Below are 19000 nucleotides of genomic sequence, written 5' to 3' on the forward strand. Positions count from 1 at the left end.
AGCAAAGCCTGTTCTGCTAACTTATGCTAAAAGTTTTGCTAAAGCTCTTTCATCCGCTTATTGATGGAAACATCCACATACGTATCCTTTAAACGATCTACAGCTTCTTTTTGAACAGTGACATTGCTGTCTGATTCGTAATCATGAATAGTCCTTTGGTTTTGGACTTCGTTGTCATAAGGATCCTTTCCTGCCAAGAGCTTGACGATTACCGGAAGACATTCGAGGAAGACAAAAAGCAGCGCAATAAAAAACACAGCATTTGCATTGGATTCGTTGACCTTTCCATTGGCATCGTACCTTAGATTGCCCAGAGCAGAGTTGCGGTCTGCAAAACCAGCGACATTGACAGCGCTGTCCAAAGAAGCGTTGGATAAGACTTTTTGGTCCAATATCCCTTCAAATTTCTGTTTCTGACGTATTGCGTTTTGTTGGGTCGTTATCTTGTTCCGTAAAGTGTCCAAATAGCCCTCTTTTTTCTTCAGCTCTTCTTCTTTCATTTTGGCATAAGGGCCATAGCCCATGACACCGGATGTTTCAGTTGTTTTGTTACCGAATATCTCGTAATTCAATTTTGTACGGTCATTTTTAATACTGGCTTCTAATGAATCACGTTCGACCGTAATCGCTTTTAAAAGCGAAACTTCATTGGCATATTTCTTATTGAACGTACTGTTGAGCGTGTCGATTTTAGCGCGTTGATCGGCGAGAAAACGTACACGGAGGTTTTCTCGAATCTCTTTATCGAAGATTTTTAACTCCAACGGCCTAGAGATAACCAAACCAATCAAAATTGCCAATAAAATTCGAGGAAGAGCCTGCATAAGCTGCATAAGGCCGCTTTTTGATTTATTTATACTGAGTACAATATAGCGATCCATATTGAATATCGCTAAACCCCAAATGATGCCAAATACAATGGCCAAAAGCCAGTCAAATGCCCCTCCACTAAATACGAAATACATGGCATAGCCACCCGAAAGGCTGGCAAACAATCCCGTAAAAAAAATAGTAGCACCTATGGCTGTGTACTTACTATGCTCTTCCGGATATTTTTCAAGAGTTTCTTGATGTACCCCCGCACATCTCCAAAAGAAACGGTTAATATCGCTCATTAAAATATTTTTACCCAAATTGACAGATTATTTTTAACAAGGTTTATGAATAAGTTTTTGTTTTACAATACGATGACTGTTTTTATGTTCCTCTGCAACCCCTTTCCAAGAAGGCGGACCATTTGCCTAATTTTATTATCTTTGAAAAAAATCAGGAATAATCAGATAATATGAAGAAAAGACAACTTTTGCCATTTTTTGCGATAGTGGCAACTGCATTTGTTGGTTGTGAGGAAAAAAAAGTGATGACAGATAATCCTCTTTTATTGGCTTACGAAACCCCATTTAATGTACCACCTTTTGACAAGATTAAAACAGAGCATTTTAGGCCAGCTTTTGATGAAGCGATAAAAGTACACAATTTGGAAATTGACACGATAGTCAACAATTCGGATAAAGCAACATTTCAAAATACGATAGTCGCCCTGGAAAATGCAGGTGGATTATTGAAGAATGTATCTACTGTATTTTATAATCTAAATAGTGCCAATACAAATGACAGTATTCAGGCGATAGCAAAAGATTTGGCTCCCATCTTATCGAGTCATTCTGATGAAATTTCGATGAATACCAAACTATTTGACCGTATCAAAACAGTTTGGAGCAGTCGAAATACACTTGGATTAGACGAACAGGACAATAAACTGTTGGAGGAAACCTATAAGAGTTTTGTACGTTCCGGAGCGAATTTAAAGGATGCTGATAAGGAAAAAATGAAAAAAATTAATGCTGAGCTTTCAACATTAACAACGCAATTCGGACAAAATTTGCTTGCTGAAACCAATGCTTATACACTGGTCGTTGATTCTGCTAGCCAATTGGAAGGCTTGCCTGAATCGTTGAAAACGGCAGCAGCTGAAGAAGCCATAGCAAAAGGAAAGAAGGATAAGTGGGTGTTTACTTTACAGAATCCTTCCATTATGCCCTTTCTTCAATATGCAAAAAATCGTGAACTGAGAAAGCAACTTTGGGAGGCTTATCAGCTACGCGGTAATCAAGATAACACCAACGATAACAAGGCGATCATTCAAAAAATTGTAAACCTACGCCTTCAAAAAGCAAAATTATTGGGTTATTCTTCACATGCGGCCTATGTACTAGAGGAATCAATGGCGAAGAATCCGACCAATGTCTATGCACTGTTAAATAAACTTTGGACTCCAGCGCTCGCTAAAGCAAAGGGTGAAGAAGCAGATATAGCAAAGGAAATAAAGGCTGAAGGAGGTAATTTTGCTGTGGCGCCTTACGATTGGAGATATTATACAGAAATTATTCGCAAAAAACGTTTCGCATTGAATGAGGACGAAATTAAACCTTATTTGAGTCTTCCTGCAGTTCGTGAAGGTGCGTTTGCTGTAGCCAATAAATTATATGGTTTGACGTTCGTAGCCTTAAACAATGTACCAACTTACCATAAAGATGTGGAAGTGTATGAAGTTAAAGACAAAGACGGTTCACATTTAGGTCTGCTATATGCCGATTTCTTCCCACGTGAGTCAAAACGAGGGGGAGCCTGGATGACTTCTTACCGTAACCAGTCGACAAAAGATGGCAAACGTGTTGCACCAGTAATTTCCATCGTATGCAATTTCACAAAACCAGTGGGAAAAAATCCTGCCTTGTTGACATTTGATGAAGCGACTACTTTATTCCATGAGTTTGGACATGCTCTGCATGGTCTTCTTTCCAATGTGAGATACCGCTCTATGGCCGGAACTTCTGTACCCCGTGACTTTGTTGAATTACCTTCACAAGTGATGGAAAATTGGGCAGCAGATCCTGAGGTGTTAAGAACATATGCTAAGCATTATAAGACCAAAGAAGCAATGCCAGATTCATTGATTCAAAAAATGGAAAAGGCCGGTACCTTTGATCAAGGATTTGCAACGGTTGAATACCTTTCTGCCGCGTTGTTAGACATGGATTATCATGCTACCACAAAAGAAATTTCAAAAGACATTAATGGCTTTGAAAAAACAGCAATGAAAAAGATAGGTATTATTGATGCTATTATTCCGCGCTATAGAAGTACATATTTTCAACATATCTTCGCTGGTGGATATTCTGCAGGTTATTATGCCTATATCTGGTCTGAAGTATTGGATTCAGATGCCTTCGCAGCTTTCAAGGAAAAATCATTGTATGATCAAGTGACAGCGGATTCTTTCCGTAAAAATATCCTTGAAAAAGGAGGTACTGATGATCCTGCTAAAATGTACCGTACATTTAGAGGTGCAGATCCAGATCCAAAATATCTATTGAAAAAGAGAGGTTTGAACTAATGCTCTCTAATTAAAAAAAGGCGATATAGAAATATATCGCCTTTTTTTTGTTCAGGTACTTGTTATTCTAAAAACTATTCTTACATTTGAATATTATTTATAATGAGTCTAAATAAATGTAGATAGTATGTGTGACACAAAAATTCTAAGCCAAAGAGGAGATACCCATATTAGTGTTTGCCATAAGTGTCAAACATATTATATCTGGCAACAAAGTTTTGTACTGACATTTACGAGGAATAAATTCTTCGATTTCTTGAATATTACGAAAAGTAATGGTGATGAGCTCTTTTTTAGCACATTCCCAGATGGTGAATTTCGGTTGATTATGAAAACACCTTATCCAGATATCGTATTTTCATTTGATGAAGAACAATGGCAGAATTTCAGGGATGCACTCCAAGAATCTTATTACATGAATGAGTTTTATGGAATGCTGAATAATTAAGATAAAAAGTCCTGTTGCATCGCTTGTGTTTCATCTCTCTTTCCTTACGCGTTGACAACAGGCACAAACAAAACCCTCAGTTATAGTCGCATACACTTATGCGACTATATGCTGAGGGTTCTTTTTAGCTATATATTGATTACTCGCCTATCGCGTAATATTTAAAATCAAGGTCTTCAAGTTCCTTACGGTTCAATAGTTTACGGCCATCGAACACAAATGCAGGTTTTTTCATATGCTCCTTAATTTTGGCCCAATCATAATGCTTAAATTCATCCCATTCAGTCAATACTGCAATTGCATGTGCATCATTGCAAGCCTCATAGGCGGTATTGACAACCTTTACCAAAGCTCGGTTTTCTTCCGAAGAGCGCGTATTCAGATAATCTAGGTCGGCATAGATGCGTTCAGCAGACACTTTGGGGGCATAGACCGTGATTTCAGCTTGTTCACTCAATAGATAATCTGCAACATAAATCGCTGCAGATTCACGCGTATCATTGATGTCTTTTTTGAATGCCCAGCCTAAGAATGCAATCTTTTTGCCTGATACAGTATTATACAATGTTTGGATAATGTTATCTGCAAATCGCTGTTTTTGATAATCATTCATCAAAATCACTTGATCCCAATACCATTTCGTAGTGGAGATACAAAAGATTTATTCTAATTTTACATTAAAAAAGAAACGGTTTGATAAAGCAGGAAGTTATTGATAAAGTACTGGAAACAGCACGGATAGAAGAGGTGGTGGGGGACTTCGTTGATTTAAAGAAACGGGGAACTTCTCTGATTGGAAATTGTCCTTTTCACCATGAAAAGACGCCCTCCTTCCACGTTTCAGTTGCAAAGGGTATCTATAAGTGTTTTGGTTGTGGTGTTGGTGGAGATTCCCTTAAATTCGTCATGGAACTGGAAAAGTTCTCTTACCCGGAAGCGATCCGTTATTTAGCCGATAAATATTCGATTCAAATTGAAGAAATCGAGCGTTCTCCGGCCCAGCTTGCTGCGCAGGATAAACGGGAAAGTCTATATGTCCTAAGTGCTTGGGCCAGTAAATTCTTTGCCGAACAACTCTTAAAAACTGAAATGGGTCAAGTCATCGGACTCAACTATTTCAAGGAGCGTGGCTACCGGGAGGATATCATCAAAAAATTTGAATTGGGCTATTCGCCTGAAGAATGGACTGCATTGGTCGATAAAGCACAGGTAGCTGGTTTTCACCCAGATTATTTGGCTGCAAGTGGTTTGGCTATTGAACGTGATGATAAATCTTTATATGATCGTTTCCGTGGCCGGGTCATGTTTCCGATTCATAACCTGACAGGGCGTGTAATTGGCTTTGGTGGTCGGACACTAAAGACGGATAAAAAGGTCGCCAAATATGTAAACTCTCCCGAAAGCGAAATCTACCATAAATCCGATGTGCTGTATGGATTGAATTTTGCCAAAAAAGCAATTATGGAAGAGGATAATTGCTACTTGGTAGAGGGCTATGCCGATGTTCTTTCGGTACATCAAGCTGGAGTCGAAAATGTTGTTTCCTCCTCGGGAACGTCTTTGACAACAGGTCAGATCAAGCTTATTTCCAGATTTACAAAGAATGTGACCATACTTTATGATGGGGATGAAGCAGGGATCAAAGCCTCCCTACGCGGTACAGATATGCTGCTCGAAGAAGGCTTAAACGTTAAAGTGCTGCTTTTTCCCGACGGTAATGATCCCGACTCTTATGTTCAAAAGTTTGGTGCCACGGCTTTTAAAGATTATGTCAAATCCAATCAGCAGGACTTTATTTTCTACAAAACGAATATTCTGCTTCGCGATGCCAATAACGATCCAATAAAAAGGGCTTCGGTAATCCGTGATGTCGTCGAGAGTATTGCATTGATTCCCGATGAAATTAAGGTTTCTGTTTTTATCCGGGAATGTAGCAGCCTTTTGGATATCGAAGAGCGCATTCTATTGGCTGAACTCAACAAGATTAGGCTCAATAGAGCAAAGAAGGCGGATAAGGATGCCGCTCGTAAACCGCAGAGCCCGCCGCCTAATGCAGGGATGCCACCTTTTGGGATGGATGGTCCACCTCCGGATTTCTTCATGACAGATGATGAAAGAGGGGGAGTAGCTCCTATGGAGAATGTCGAACAACCGGTACAACTGACTTCGGAAATTCTTCAGGAACGAGAGATTGTCCGTATTCTAATCAACTATGGGGATTATCTGGCAACCTGGGAAGGTGATGGGGATATTCCCGTTGCAGGACTGCTACTGGGAAATATCAGCGACATCGAATTTAAGGATAAAGCTGCGGCCTATATTTTAAAAGTCTATAGAGATGCTGCAGAAAAATACGAAATTCCAGATGCCAAGCAGTTTTATTCGAATTCGGATACAACTATATCCGATTTGGCGATTAATAGTGTTGCCAGCAAATATTCGCTCAGCGAAAATTGGAATGACGATAAGCGTAAAATTTATGTAACGCAAGAATATGAGCATTTAAAACAACTCGTTGTTACAGCGATTTATCGGATTAAGAAACGTAAGATTGAGGCGGAAATGCATCATATTCGTGAAGAAATGAAACATGAACAAGATGTGGCAAACCTAGAAGTCCTTATTTTTAAATATCAGAAACTTAAAGAAGCCGAACGGCTCTTGGGAGGCTTTCTGGGAAATACGATTGTTAAGTAATACTTGATATGGCCAAGCATCTTGAAACGGGCGAATGGGGTGAGCAAATGGCCATGGAATACCTCGTGGAGCAAGGCTATAAAATAGTGTTAAGAAATTGGCGATTTAAGAATTTAGAAGTAGATTTGATTGTCGTGGACAGGGATACCTTGGTATTCGTTGAAGTAAAAACACGGTCGGGAACGGATTTCGGCGAACCCTACGAATTTGTAGATCGCAAAAAACAGCGATTGCTAATTCGTGCAGCACAGGCTTATATCCTTAAAACAGGTTATGTCGGTGAAGTCAGATTTGATGTTGTCGCAATAACAAGATCCCCCAAAACAGTACTCAACCATATCAAAGATGCGTTTTGGGATAGCTAAGGATACGTACTTATAAATAATTATACATAGATGAGAAAAATCACTTATTTTATGGCAATTGCAGCGCTAGCTTTTGCTTCTTGTAAGTCAAAAAAATCAAGTTTGGAATTTGCATCCCCTGGAGCAAATCAAGCTGTTTTAAAAGGTGCTCAAGTCCAGTTGAAATTGAAATTTGAATCAGTATCAATGGACTCTGTCGCTTATTTTGTCGATGATAAACATGTGGGGTCATCAACTGATACTACGGCAATTACGGTAGATACCAAAGACATGGCCTATGGTACACGTAATATTTCCGCTTTGGTATACAATGCTGGAAAACCCGATTCTGTTTCAAGTACATTTTATGTTGTACCTGAAAATGCGAAGAACTATGGTTTTGAGGTTGTCAACAAATACCCGCACGATACAACAGCTTTCACACAAGGGCTACAGTTTGCTGATGGTATTCTCTACGAATCTAATGGCCGTTATGGTGAGTCAAACTTGAGAAAGGTCGACCTAAAAACAGGTAAAGTACTCAAGGAAATCAAATTTGATGAAAAGACTTTTGCCGAAGGAATGACATTGGTAGGTAATAAGTTATTTATGTTAACGTGGCAACAAGGAGAAGGATATGTCTTTGATAAAAACTCTTTTGTAAAGGAAAGTTCCTTTAAATATGAAAATAGTAAAGAAGGTTGGGGCTTGACCTACGACGGGCAGCATTTGATAAAGTCTGATGGATCCAATAAATTATTCTTTTTAGATGCAACGACCGGTAAGGAGCTAAACGCTATCGGAGTTTACGATGAAGCTGGACCAGTGGATGAACTTAATGAACTGGAATATATAGACGGTAAAGTCTACGCAAATGTCTATCAAAAAGATGTTATTGTTATAATCAATCCGCAAACAGGAGCGGTAGAAGGACGGATTAATCTTGTGGGTATCTATGAGCATACTTCCGCTTATGACAATGAATTGAATGGAATTGCTTACGACCAAGCTGGAAAGCGTCTCTTTATAACAGGGAAGTTATGGAATACATTATTCGAGATCAAGACAGTTGAAAAATAAACGAACTTCAGATCTTGAACCTTCTTTGTGAGGGCGACAGTATTGCACATTCGAATAAAATGGAAACCTTGTCAGAATTATCTGACAAGGTTTTTTATTGCGTCCCCTCCCCATTCTTCTTTGAAGTATGGATGTTATCGTGTGAGGTTTTCAATTCCATCTTTTTTATAATTGCGGCCCGGGGCTGAGACAGATCGCTTTTAAAACTATATCAGAAGTTTTTAAAACTGCATGGAGAGAATGAAACATTATGACGAGCAGATCTCTCGTCAGGTGCGCTTCAATTAATGAAGAACAAGGGAGTTGTCCTATATTAGTGAATAGCAGCTGGATGTATGCTATTATTGATGACTGATTTCGCTACAACGAACAGCCATAAAAGGGAACTAGAAATCTTTTTTAACCAATAGAAACAAAATATTTGAAGCAAAAAAAAGGAATGAAGTTTCAAACTTCATTCCTTTCTTTATATTGATTTTATTTCGATTAATAAATCGGAGTAAACATCCAAGTATCGTCAAAACGAGTGGAACCATTAAGCCCAGTTGTAATATAACCGTTTCCGTCAATACTAAAACCTACAGCATCTTGGCGCGAAGAGCCTTGAAATACCTGATTGTCATTGTCCCAATAATCGCCATTCGGATAATATTTCCATATAGAATTTGTTACTGATCCAGCTGACCCTCCAACGACGAATGCATAACCATTGATGACAAAAGAGGATGCGTTAGATCGTGCTAAATTGTATGTATAGCTATCGTCATCTCTATTTATATCATTGAGTTTGGTCCATTTGCTCCCGTCAAATTTGTAGAAATCTTTTGGATATGATCCATTTGATAGTCCTCCTCCTACATAAGCGATATTATTGATAACGAATGCAAAAGCACCTTTTCTCTTTGCTGTAAATGGAGCGTCTTCTACATCTTCCCATGTGTTTTTAGCAGGATCATATTTGTAAAACTCATTTGTAGCGGTAGTACCACCGGCAGTAGTTGTTTCGCCGGTACCTACATATGCGACTCCATTAAGTGTAAAGGCAACGGCAGTATTGACAGCGATTGGAAGACTGGCAATTTGTTCCCAGGTGTCTGAAGTTGGATTATATTTATAGAAATCTTTTAAGTTGTTTGTCCCGTCATTACCAGCACCAACATAACCAATGTTGTTAATGGTAAATCCAACAGCACCATTTCTCGCTACACCAGGAAATGCCGTCTTTTCACTCCATGTATTAGCCGTTGCATTATATGCATAGGTGTTTTGGATACGAAATGGGGTTCCATTGGTGCGGCTTGCTAATCCAGTTGTAACATAAGCTATTTTGTCAATTACAAAGCTGGCTGCTGCTGAAGTTTGAGGTCCTTTGTAAGCAGCTTTTTGAAACCACTCATCATCATCATCATCATCGTCACTTTTGCTACAAGAAGAGAGCGTGGTAGCTGTCAATACAAAAGCTAATAAAACGAGTAGCCAATTTTTCTTGTTCATAAATTATTGAAATTTAGTATAAAGGATGTTTAATTTAATTCTTGGATTATTATCACTATCTCTTGCCAAAATCAACCGATTTCCAGTTGAAAATAATTCTGTTGTTGGTAAAGATAGGTATAAAGAAGTATTTCTGTATGCTGTTGTCTTAAAATTAGTCAAATATTGAATCAGATTAAACGTATATGTACTATTTGACCCTGTATTGTTGCCCGAAACTAACGTTGCAGTTTGACTTTCTGTCGAGTAAGGTGAAGTTAAAATACTTGCAGGGTTACCGTTAGGACTTGCTATCATCATAATTAAACTTTGCGGTTGAGCAAAAATCGTTGAATAAGGGTTTTCTGCCTCTATAACGAGTTCCGCCTTATTGATTGCTACTGTTTCATCATTGACTAAATCCAATAACGTAGGAAAGCTAATCTTCGCTACAACACCAGTTGATCCTTCCAAAAAGGTATAACCCTCGGTCTGTCCACTGGCAATGTTGGGGTTTTGCAAGGTCATTGAAGCGAATTTGGTATTCGACCGATCTGTCTCAATCTGATTATATTGGTAACTTTTATCGGCCATAGAGAAATATTGCTTTCCATTTTTTGTGACCCCTTCACTATTTACATACGAATAATGCAATTGGAGGAATATAGTGTCTTTAAAGCCGATTAGTGTCGTATTTTGATTATCAGGGACCAATGCCAAACCTTTAAAATATTCTTGGAAGTCCGTGTTATTTTGAATTCGGCTATCATTATTTTGAACCATAGTAAACAATTCTTTGGCCAATGTATTATTTATCTTGAAATAAATAGAGTCCAAAGACATAATTTTAGGAGCGAAGGAAAGTTCTGCAAATGGTGCACTTTCATAAGCAAATTTTTGTTTACTAAATAGGGCTGCTGAACTGACAAATACAGGACGTTCATCTGCAGGCTTAGTCAGGTCAATCTGCGTTGGTGTAATTTCTTCTGTGATGCGATGAACACTAATCTTTTGAATTTGCGTCGTATCTCCGTAATAATATTTATTGGGATTTAAAACTAATATTGCCGAATCCAAAACCGCATCGTCAGGTAAACTGGCATTACTGATCGTGCCAACCCCCAAACGCATATAAGAGGTGGATGTCATACTTCCCGTAATCGAATTGCTGTTCTTTCCGACAAGGATGGTCCCCGTAGAAGAAGTCGGGATGTCATCCATTAGATGAGTAGAAACATCGACCGAAAATGTGTCAATTGGTACTAAACCAATTGTTTCATCTCTTGAACTACCCAATGAGAGAGAAATGTCTTTATTACAACCCACAAAAGCAGCTAATGTAAAAAGTGGGAGTAAAAATTGAATACTACGTCTCTTAAAGTTTTTAATCATATTAATTTTTGAATAGTGCAAAAGTAATCAATGCGGACTGTTAATCAGTGTTATATTTTGTTAAATATGGTTAATTACCTCAGCGATTGCAAATTTAGTAATTTAAATTTGTTTTAGTTATGGGTAGAAGATTTAAATTATTGATCAGTTTGATCGTTATAATAGGGGCAGGAATCACTGTAGTACTTGGGATTTGGCTTTATGGAAGTTATACCAATCGCCGCGACCTGTTTCTATCTACTGCTGAGCGTTCGCTCTTTAATGCTGTCCAAGAAGCATACCAGACACGCAATGGTGATAGGCAGTTAGACGGGCCCGAAGCGGAGCGAAATCGGATGTTGGAGGATGTAAAACGCGAGCTTTCAACCTTAGTGCCCGCTGCTGAACTGGATAAGGCTTTGCAACGTGTAAGCGCCGAACGGCCTAAAATCGAACACTTTGATCGCGAAAACCATAATAGACGGGAAAAAATGTTCCCCAAAGACCGTGAAGGCCAAGGCGCTATTATTCCGCCCTTTCTATTCCGCGACTTTGAGATGAACAAAGCCAATCTGGATTTGATCGAAAGAAAATTCAAAGAATCGATGAACAGTAAGAGCATATCAGTGCCATTTGAACTGGCGATTGTCGCGATTCCGCATGATCAAATCAAAGAAATACGTCAGAAGTACCGTGAAGCGAATCTCGCCTGGACTAGACCCGTGATGGTCAACCCACAAAAAAATGAATTTCTTGTGATCAAATTTCAAGAGGATTGGAAGTATCTATTGTATAGCTTAAGCTGGCAGCTGTTGATCTCACTGCTCTTGATTGGGCTGCTGCTAGGTACATTCTTCTATTTGATGAAAACCATTTTCAACCAAAATAAGATGGCCGAACTGCGGAAGAACTTTGTCGATAACATGACGCATGAACTTAAAACACCGGTGTCTACTGTGATGGCAGCGATAGAAGCAATACAGCTTTATGGGGTACAGGACGATAAGGAAAAGATGAACCGTTATCTGAATATCTCTAAAAAAGAACTGGAACACCTGTCCAATATGATTGAAAAAGTGCTCCAGATGGATATTGATGCAACAAGGGGAATTGTTTTGCAACGTTCTGATTTCGATCTTGTCGCCATGGTAAAGGGAGCGATTGAAGTTGCTCAGTTAAATAAAGCAAAGAAAGTAGACTTTAAGCTAATAGCGCATCCGAATGAAATCAGGATCAATGGCGACGAAGCCCACCTAAAGAATGTGATCAATAATTTACTGGAAAATGCAATAAAATATGCTGGACAGGAAGTTTATATTGAGGTGGAGGTGAAAGAAATGCAGGAAAATGTCCATATTCGTATTACAGATAATGGCAAAGGGATTTCTCCGGAATACCATAATCAGATTTTTGATATGTTCTTTCGGGTTCCCTCTGGTAATCTGCACGATGTCAAAGGTTTTGGGTTGGGACTTGCCTATGTCAAGCAGGTGGTAAAAAGACACGATGGTAAGATTACTGTGGACAGCGAGCTGGAAAAAGGAAGTACCTTTAGTATCCGCTTGCCCTATAAATAGATTTTTCTTGGCTTCCAGCAAAGAAAAATAGGATAGTTATATTTTTGATTGAATCACAGTGTTATGATTGAAATTTTATATGTAGAAGATGAGCCTAGTCTCGGAATGATCGTTGCCGATAGCCTAGAAGCCAATGGGTTTAATGTTACCCATTGCAGCAATGGGTATGAAGCCCTGGAAGCATTTACAGCGGCGCGGCCGGATATTTTGGTCGTGGATGTCATGATGCCCGTCATGGATGGCTTTACATTAGCGACAAAGATAAGGGAGTCAGACACGCAGGTACCCATTATCTTCTTGACGGCCAAAGTGCAGACAGAGGATGTTGTAAGAGGATTTCGTTTAGGTGGCGATGATTATGTCAAAAAGCCATTTAAGATCGAAGAGCTCGTTGTACGGATAGAGTCTCTATTAAAAAATAGCCCCAAGATGCTGTTCGGTCAAAAGCTGCTGATTGGAGATTATAGCCTGGATAGTTTAAAACATCAGTTGACTTATCAAGGTGAGGTGCTCAAGCTCTCTTTCCGGGAAAGTGAACTGCTGCGGAAGCTATATGAACAGAAAGATAAAGTTATTCCACGCGAGGATATCATGCGGGCTTATTGGAGTCATGATAAGTATTTCACAGGACGAAGCTTGGATGTGTTCATCAGCCGGATACGGAAATACCTCAGTCAGGATGACCGGATCAAGATTATCAATGTCAGAGGAGTAGGCTATATGCTTACCGTCGATTGAGCGACGGTGTTCCACGTGGATTGACATCAAGAACACTGAGGCTAACGACGATTTTTCATGCCCGATTTTCCTCCGAGCCCACGAATATGATAGGTGAAACTTAAAATCGCATAGCGCGTTATAGCGTTGGATTGCGAAACGCGTACCCAAAGGTCATTGACTTGCTGATTGATATTTTTATTGTCATTAAATAGATCAAATACCGTAAGATTGATTTCGGCATTCCTGCGCTTAAATAGTTTTTTCCCCACAGAAACATTCCATAACAAACTTGTTGTGCTCGGTGAATTCAGGATGCTACCATTGTATAGGTAGTTGAACGTTGAATTGAGTGTCCAGGTTTTTAACAAGGTCAAAGCAATAGAATTACCGATGGTATGCTTATAGACCGAATAATTGGATTTCTCGGTCGCTGAATTCTTCGAAAATGCTATATTTCCATTATAATCCAACCCAATGATAATGTCTTTACTGAATGCAGTATTGATGCCGACGCGCTGACTCATCCCATATGTTTGCGCGTTGACCTCTTCCAGATTCAGCAAGGTGTAATTCTGGTTGAAATACATATTGTTGTTGAGGTTGAAGTTGAGTTTCAACGGTTCAAAGCGATACCCGAGACTGTTCTGCCATTTCAGGTTGTAAACCCCATTGAAATTTTCAGGCCTGATATATTGTCCTCCAGGGCCCAATACGACGTCCTCCGTGATTGTAAATGCCGAATCTGTGGTGAAAATGGTATTAGAGATTTTATGTTGAATAAAATCCGCTGTAAAATCTGAAGTGAAGCTTCTGCCTGTGCCTTTATTGATCGATCTGAATTGCACGACAAGGTTGTGGTCATACTCCTGTTTGAGATTTGGGTTTCCAGAGCTGATACGAAGTGGGTTTTGATTGTCTATAAAATCCTGCAATTGCTCGATTGAAGGTGTATTTGTCTTTGCATTATACCGAAATTCAATCCGCGTGTCCTTATTGAAATTATACTGGAAGTTTAGATTAGGCAGCAGACTGCTAAAGTGGCTTTTTGTTGTCAGCGTATTGGGAAATAATTTGTCATTGACTTGTGCTGCAGTCTGATAATCTAAGCCGATTTGAAATCTTATACTGTCTTTTTTGTTAAATAAGTAGGAGAGACCACCGCTATGATAAACAAAATCGTTGCGAAATTCATTGGAAAGACGGTTTTTTAATTCGCCTAACTGACCGGTTTCGGCTAGGAATTCATAGGTCTTCCGGTCCGAATAACGTGCGGTATTCCGAAAAGTATAATTCCCCTGTAAGCGGGAGTATTTACCCAGCATCTCTGTATAAGCCACCTTGGAGCGAAAACCATTATTATCACCAATGGAATAATTTCTGTTGTTGACGGTGTCGATCCGATTGAATAGACCATCTTTATAATACGAGTTTAGTGCAAAATTCTCTGCATGGCTTTTGTTGCTGCTAAAGGAACCATTGATATTAAAACTGATCGTACGGCCCGGTTTGTTGAGCCTCCGCATGTAAGTAAGGTCTCCGCCCCAGTTGAAATTTTCGCCAAAGCTCTTATTCCTTCGGTCAGAACTATTCAGCATCTCGGTAAGATTTAATAAGGTATTGCCTATGGAACTTGTAATCCTATCGTTGCTCTGGTAGGAAAAATTAGGTTGAAAGTCCAGTTTCTGAATCGAATCTATTTTCCAGTTCGCACGGGCCGACAGCGCATGATTGTTGCTGTACGTACTGTTTAATTGCTCCTGGTTGTTGATTTGGTTGGCCCGATTGCCTGCTGTATATTCTGTTTTGTTTTGGCTGAGGATATTATTGTCCGTATAGTTGTAGGTATAATTTGCATTGAAGTCCATCCGGTCATCAAAAAAGCGGTCCAAATAGTTGAACCCCGCATTGAAACGTGTCGTCACCCCCTGTCCGGTACGGCCTCTAGTATTTCCGCGGGGCGCAAAACCATTGGGCTGATTGACGTTGTTGGTATTGATGTCAATTGAATATTGCCGTTTGGGATTCATTTTGGTTACCTGTGTATTGATGGCGTATTTTCGGTCGGGACCAGCGCCTCCTGAGAGCTTGCCAAAATAGGATTTTCTTTTGTCGGGCTTAGTGACAATATTGATCACTTTCATGCGTTTACCATCGTCAAAGCCGCTAAATTTAGCTTGTTCCGTTTTGTCATCGATGATTTGTATCTTGGATATAACATCGGCTGGAAGGTTCTTCAAAGCGACCTTTGGATCTGTGCTAAAAAACTCACGGCCGTCGATAATAATCTTGTTGACGGGCTCCCCTTGAGCTTTAACATTGCCATCATCATCAATTTCAACTCCGGGGATCTGCTTCACCAATTCGTCGGCATCTGCAAAATCTTGTGTCACGTATTTCTTGGTGTCAAATTCAAGCGTATCTCCTTTAACCTGTATACTGCTTGAAGAAATATTGATCTCATCCAATACAATCTCTGCACTATTGAGTTTAAATGTTAGGTCAATTGTTTGACCGCTGAGTTTTACCCGCCGAAGATCCATGGTATAGCCCATTGGTTGTGCCGTGACCAGATAATCACCGTTGGAAAGTGCTGCGCTGCTGAATTTGCCCAAAACGTCTGTAGGTACCTGAGATTTACTGGAATCTTTTACCGCGATAATGGTGATGCTTGCCCCCCTAATGGGCTGTGAAGTTGCCTGATCAAGCAATTTGCCTGTAATATACTGTTGGGCCAGGGCACAGGTTCCTAATAACGATAAGGTCATAAATAGGAGCAATGTGAACCATAGATTGATCTTCATAGGTTGAGGTGCAAATGCGTTTTAATGTACTGTTGACGGTTATATAATTTTATTTCCCAAAAATATGGTACTATTTGTTACGAATTATTATCATTTTAGTTACAATAACCCCAAGTGAATGGAAAGATTAGATATATTTGCAGTAGAATTAGAAATCAACTGAACAAAACCGTATAGAGGTGTGGTGGTATACGGATATAGATTAAAAGAATAGAAGATGAAAGAAAGTGTTTTGAGTAGAAAAGAGCGTATTATGAAAGAAGCATTGTTGCTTTTCTCAGATCAAGGCTATACAAATACCTCTACCAAAACGATTGCCCAAAATGCTGGGGTCTCCGAAGCATTAATCTTTAAACATTTCGGAAATAAAGATGCACTGCTGGTTTATTTGATTAAATCAGGTTATCGTAAGGTCCTTACACATCACCGTGGTATGATGACTTATCGTGAACCGAAGGAATTTCTGCGGACAATGATCAATCTACCCAACAAATTGGTTACCGCCGAACCATTATTTTGGAAATTGCAGGAACGTTTGTCGCATCACCCCTTTTCCAAACAGCAGCACGAGCAGTTTATGAAACCCGTTCAGCCTATTATCCATCGTGCTTTTCAAGATCTGCACTATGAAAATCCAGATCTTGAAACACAATTTCTCTTGTTGATTATCGACAAGCTATGGAAAAAGGAAGCTATTGGTGAATTGGAGAATGTGATGGAATTGACGTTATTTCTAGAAAAAAAATATAATCTGATCTAGAGGCAAGGGTTAAATTATTCTATTTTCTGCAACTTGTTTCCGCCTTGATCTATCGCTGCTATAAAAAAAGAGGTAGCCTGATCGCATTTACCTGATAAGCATTTCATGCAATCCCTAGCGATTTCCTGATATTTTCGATACGTTCTAGGCCGCAAAATAAGCTGTTCATAGTGGATACCAACTTCGGCTTTAAGACGTTCTTCTTACGCAGATAAAACGGTGCTTGGTCGGAGCTTCTTCGGTTCCAACCGAAGAAGCTCCGACCAAGCACCGAACAAGTACCGAAGGAGCACCGACTAAATGCCGCAAAAGACCCCAATTTGGTAGCCTGTTTTACCCGGAAAATTTGGTGTAAAACAATAGATCTGATGGACGTCTAGCTTATCCTTTCCAATTTGTGAAGCTTCGTAGCCTTGTACGATGTATTTAAATGCTGTTTTATGCGTGTTTATATGAAATTGTTGCAAAAACAATTTCATAATGTCCAAAATAATAACGTTCTTAGTATTTCTATTTTAAATACATTATACAAACTAATTTATGTTCAAAAAACTCGGTCTGGGAATATTGGCATTAGTCGGCACAATTTCTTTTTTGAAAGCTCAGGACAAAAAAGATTTTGTGAAATACATCAACTCCCAGCATGAATGGGTCGATGCGGTATTCAATACTTTGACGCCAAAAGAAAAAGTCGCTCAGTTATTTTTGGTTAGGGCACATACAAATCTGGGTCAGAAGTATATTGATTCGGTAGCTCAGGTGATACAAGACGAACATTTGGGAGGTCTGGTTGTTTTTCAGGGCGGTCCCGTACGTCATGTCGACATGTTCAACCGTTATCAATCCCTGTCCAAGGTGCCTTTGATGATGACTTTCGATGGCGAGTGGGGATTAGGTATGCGTATGCCGGATTCAACATTGTCTTTCCCCTATCAGATGACTTTAGGAGCCGTTCAAGATAATCAGTTGATCTATCGCATGGGACGCGAGGTTGCGCTGGATTTTCAACGCATAGGCATGCATTTCAATTTTGCCCCCGACGTGGATATCAACAATAACCCTAAAAATCCGGTAATCGGTATCCGTTCCTTTGGTGATAATAAATATAATGTAACCCAGAAAGCAAAAGCGTATATGGAGGGTATGGTGGATGGCGGTATATTGGCTTCCATCAAGCATTTCCCGGGACATGGTGATACAGATGTGGATTCACATTACGATCTACCGCAGCTCCCTTTTGATAAAAAGCGTCTGGATACCTTGGAAATGTATCCGTTCAAAGAGCTTATTAAAGCCGGAGCTCCCGCTGTTATGGTGGCACATATGAATATTCCGAGTTTAGATGATACACCTAATATGCCATCATCTATCTCTAAAAAGGTAGTTACTGACCTTTTGCGCAATGAACTTGGCTTTAAAGGACTGACAGTCACGGACGCGATGGATATGAAAGGTGTCAAGAAGTTTTTTCCAAATGGAGAGGCCGATGTACAGGCGATTATCGCAGGACATGACTTACTTGAAGTGTCGGAAAACAGCAAACGGGCAATCGATTTGATCTTAAAGGCGATTGAAGAGGGACGCATCGCACAGGCGGATATTGATGCGCGCGTTAAAAGAGTACTTGCTGCCAAATTGTGGTTGGGTTTAGACAAATACCAAGCGACTGCACAGCAGAATTTATACAATGATCTACATCGTGCCTCGGCGGTTCAGCTTATTGACGAACTGTCAAATGCAGCGATCACGGCATTGAACTCTACCGAAAAATTAAAATCGTTCAAAAAGGATTTGCCTACGGCTATTATTAATGTCGGAATTACGGCTAATCAGACTTTCCAGAATGAATTGGCGAGTGCGCTGACCAATGAAACACAGTATTTCGTCACAGACAGCATGAGTAAAGATGATATTAAGCGTATTACCAAAGAAATCAAGAAAAATAAACAGTTTATTATCGCTGTGCATGATACGAGACTTCGCCCACGTCCGACAATGGTATTGAATAAAGATGTTCAAGGGCTTATGAAGAAATTTGCAAAGAAATCGATCTTGACTTTATTTACCAACGTTTATGCTGTGGATGGTTTTGAAGCAACGAAAAAAGCAAAAACAATCTTGCTGGCTTATCAAAATGATGATTTCATGCAGAAAGCAGCAGTAAAAACGATTTTGGGGCAAAATACACCGAAAGGAAAACTTCCTGTTACGATCAACAAAAAATTTAAATACGGACAGGGGAAATAACGTATTATAAAATCACACAAACACCGTACCTCTTTCAAAAATGGCCTTGCTATACGAGTAAAGCTGTTTTGAAAGAGGTCTTTTT

The 19000-nt window shown here is 39.6% G+C and carries 14 protein-coding genes; 9 read left to right on the plus strand and 5 right to left on the minus strand.

All coding sequences use genetic code 11. The annotated features are described in order from the left end of the window. Positions 1-38: 38 nt before the first annotated feature. Entirely contained in the window at positions 39-1115 is a 1077-nt protein-coding gene (locus tag IQ31_RS22990) for a DUF4407 domain-containing protein (RefSeq protein ID WP_075994530.1), read from the minus strand. Positions 1116-1285: 170 nt separating this feature from the next. Here IQ31_RS22990 and IQ31_RS22995 point away from each other — a divergent pair, with 170 nt between their 5' ends. Both IQ31_RS22995 and IQ31_RS28005 read left to right on the plus strand, forming a co-directional pair. Next, entirely contained in the window at positions 1286-3397 is a 2112-nt protein-coding gene (locus tag IQ31_RS22995; RefSeq protein ID WP_075994529.1) for a M3 family metallopeptidase, read from the plus strand. Positions 3398-3653: 256 nt separating this feature from the next. Then, a complete protein-coding gene (locus tag IQ31_RS28005) occupies positions 3654-3845 on the plus strand; it encodes a hypothetical protein (RefSeq protein ID WP_228280105.1) in 192 nt (63 codons plus the stop codon). Between the two features lie 139 nt (positions 3846-3984). On the opposite strand, the gene IQ31_RS23005 is transcribed toward IQ31_RS28005, so the two are convergent. Next, positions 3985-4458: a UDP binding domain-containing protein gene (locus IQ31_RS23005; protein WP_244294565.1), complete on the minus strand. Its 474-nt coding sequence runs from the start codon at positions 4456-4458 to the stop codon at positions 3985-3987. 80 nt (positions 4459-4538) lie between these two features. Between IQ31_RS23005 and dnaG the strand changes: the two genes are divergently transcribed. From dnaG to IQ31_RS23020, 3 genes are read left to right on the plus strand one after another with little or no spacing between them, the layout of a single operon-like run. Then, positions 4539-6542 carry a DNA primase gene (dnaG, locus tag IQ31_RS23010; protein WP_145330334.1) on the plus strand — a complete coding sequence of 668 codons (2004 nt, stop codon included), beginning with the start codon at positions 4539-4541 and terminating at the stop codon, positions 6540-6542. Positions 6543-6550: 8 nt separating this feature from the next. Further along, positions 6551-6907: a YraN family protein gene (locus tag IQ31_RS23015; RefSeq protein WP_145330336.1), complete on the plus strand. Its 357-nt coding sequence runs from the start codon at positions 6551-6553 to the stop codon at positions 6905-6907. Positions 6908-6937: 30 nt separating this feature from the next. Next, positions 6938-7966 carry a glutaminyl-peptide cyclotransferase gene (locus IQ31_RS23020; RefSeq protein WP_075994525.1) on the plus strand — a complete coding sequence of 343 codons (1029 nt, stop codon included), beginning with the start codon at positions 6938-6940 and terminating at the stop codon, positions 7964-7966. Between the two features lie 486 nt (positions 7967-8452). Here IQ31_RS23020 and IQ31_RS23025 read toward each other — a convergent pair whose 3' ends face one another. Both IQ31_RS23025 and IQ31_RS23030 read right to left on the minus strand, forming a co-directional pair. Next, positions 8453-9460 (minus strand): Kelch repeat-containing protein, encoded by a 1008-nt coding sequence (locus IQ31_RS23025; RefSeq protein WP_145330338.1) that lies wholly within the window; start codon positions 9458-9460, stop codon positions 8453-8455. Positions 9461-9463: 3 nt separating this feature from the next. Beyond that, the gene (locus IQ31_RS23030) at positions 9464-10831 is read right to left on the minus strand and encodes a DUF4270 family protein (protein ID WP_145330340.1); all 1368 of its coding nucleotides are present in this window, start codon (positions 10829-10831) and stop codon (positions 9464-9466) included. Positions 10832-10950: 119 nt separating this feature from the next. Between IQ31_RS23030 and IQ31_RS23035 the strand changes: the two genes are divergently transcribed. Both IQ31_RS23035 and IQ31_RS23040 read left to right on the plus strand, forming a co-directional pair. Next, positions 10951-12387, plus strand: coding sequence for a sensor histidine kinase (locus IQ31_RS23035; protein WP_145330342.1), 1437 nt, complete (start codon positions 10951-10953; stop codon positions 12385-12387). A gap of 63 nt (positions 12388-12450) precedes the next feature. Beyond that, complete coding sequence (locus IQ31_RS23040) at positions 12451-13125, plus strand: response regulator transcription factor (protein WP_145330344.1); 675 nt, start codon at positions 12451-12453, stop codon at positions 13123-13125. 41 nt (positions 13126-13166) lie between these two features. Here IQ31_RS23040 and IQ31_RS23045 read toward each other — a convergent pair whose 3' ends face one another. Beyond that, positions 13167-15908 (minus strand): TonB-dependent receptor, encoded by a 2742-nt coding sequence (locus tag IQ31_RS23045; protein ID WP_145330346.1) that lies wholly within the window; start codon positions 15906-15908, stop codon positions 13167-13169. 217 nt (positions 15909-16125) lie between these two features. Here IQ31_RS23045 and IQ31_RS23050 point away from each other — a divergent pair, with 217 nt between their 5' ends. Together IQ31_RS23050 and IQ31_RS23055 are read left to right on the plus strand one after the other, a co-directional pair. Next, positions 16126-16668 carry a TetR/AcrR family transcriptional regulator gene (locus tag IQ31_RS23050; protein ID WP_145330348.1) on the plus strand — a complete coding sequence of 181 codons (543 nt, stop codon included), beginning with the start codon at positions 16126-16128 and terminating at the stop codon, positions 16666-16668. Positions 16669-17208: 540 nt separating this feature from the next. Next, positions 17209-18915, plus strand: coding sequence for a glycoside hydrolase family 3 protein (locus tag IQ31_RS23055; protein ID WP_145330350.1), 1707 nt, complete (start codon positions 17209-17211; stop codon positions 18913-18915). Positions 18916-19000 lie beyond the last annotated feature (85 nt).

Origin of the sequence: Sphingobacterium siyangense (genome assembly GCF_007830445.1) — a bacterium.
Classification (GTDB): domain Bacteria; phylum Bacteroidota; class Bacteroidia; order Sphingobacteriales; family Sphingobacteriaceae; genus Sphingobacterium; species Sphingobacterium siyangense.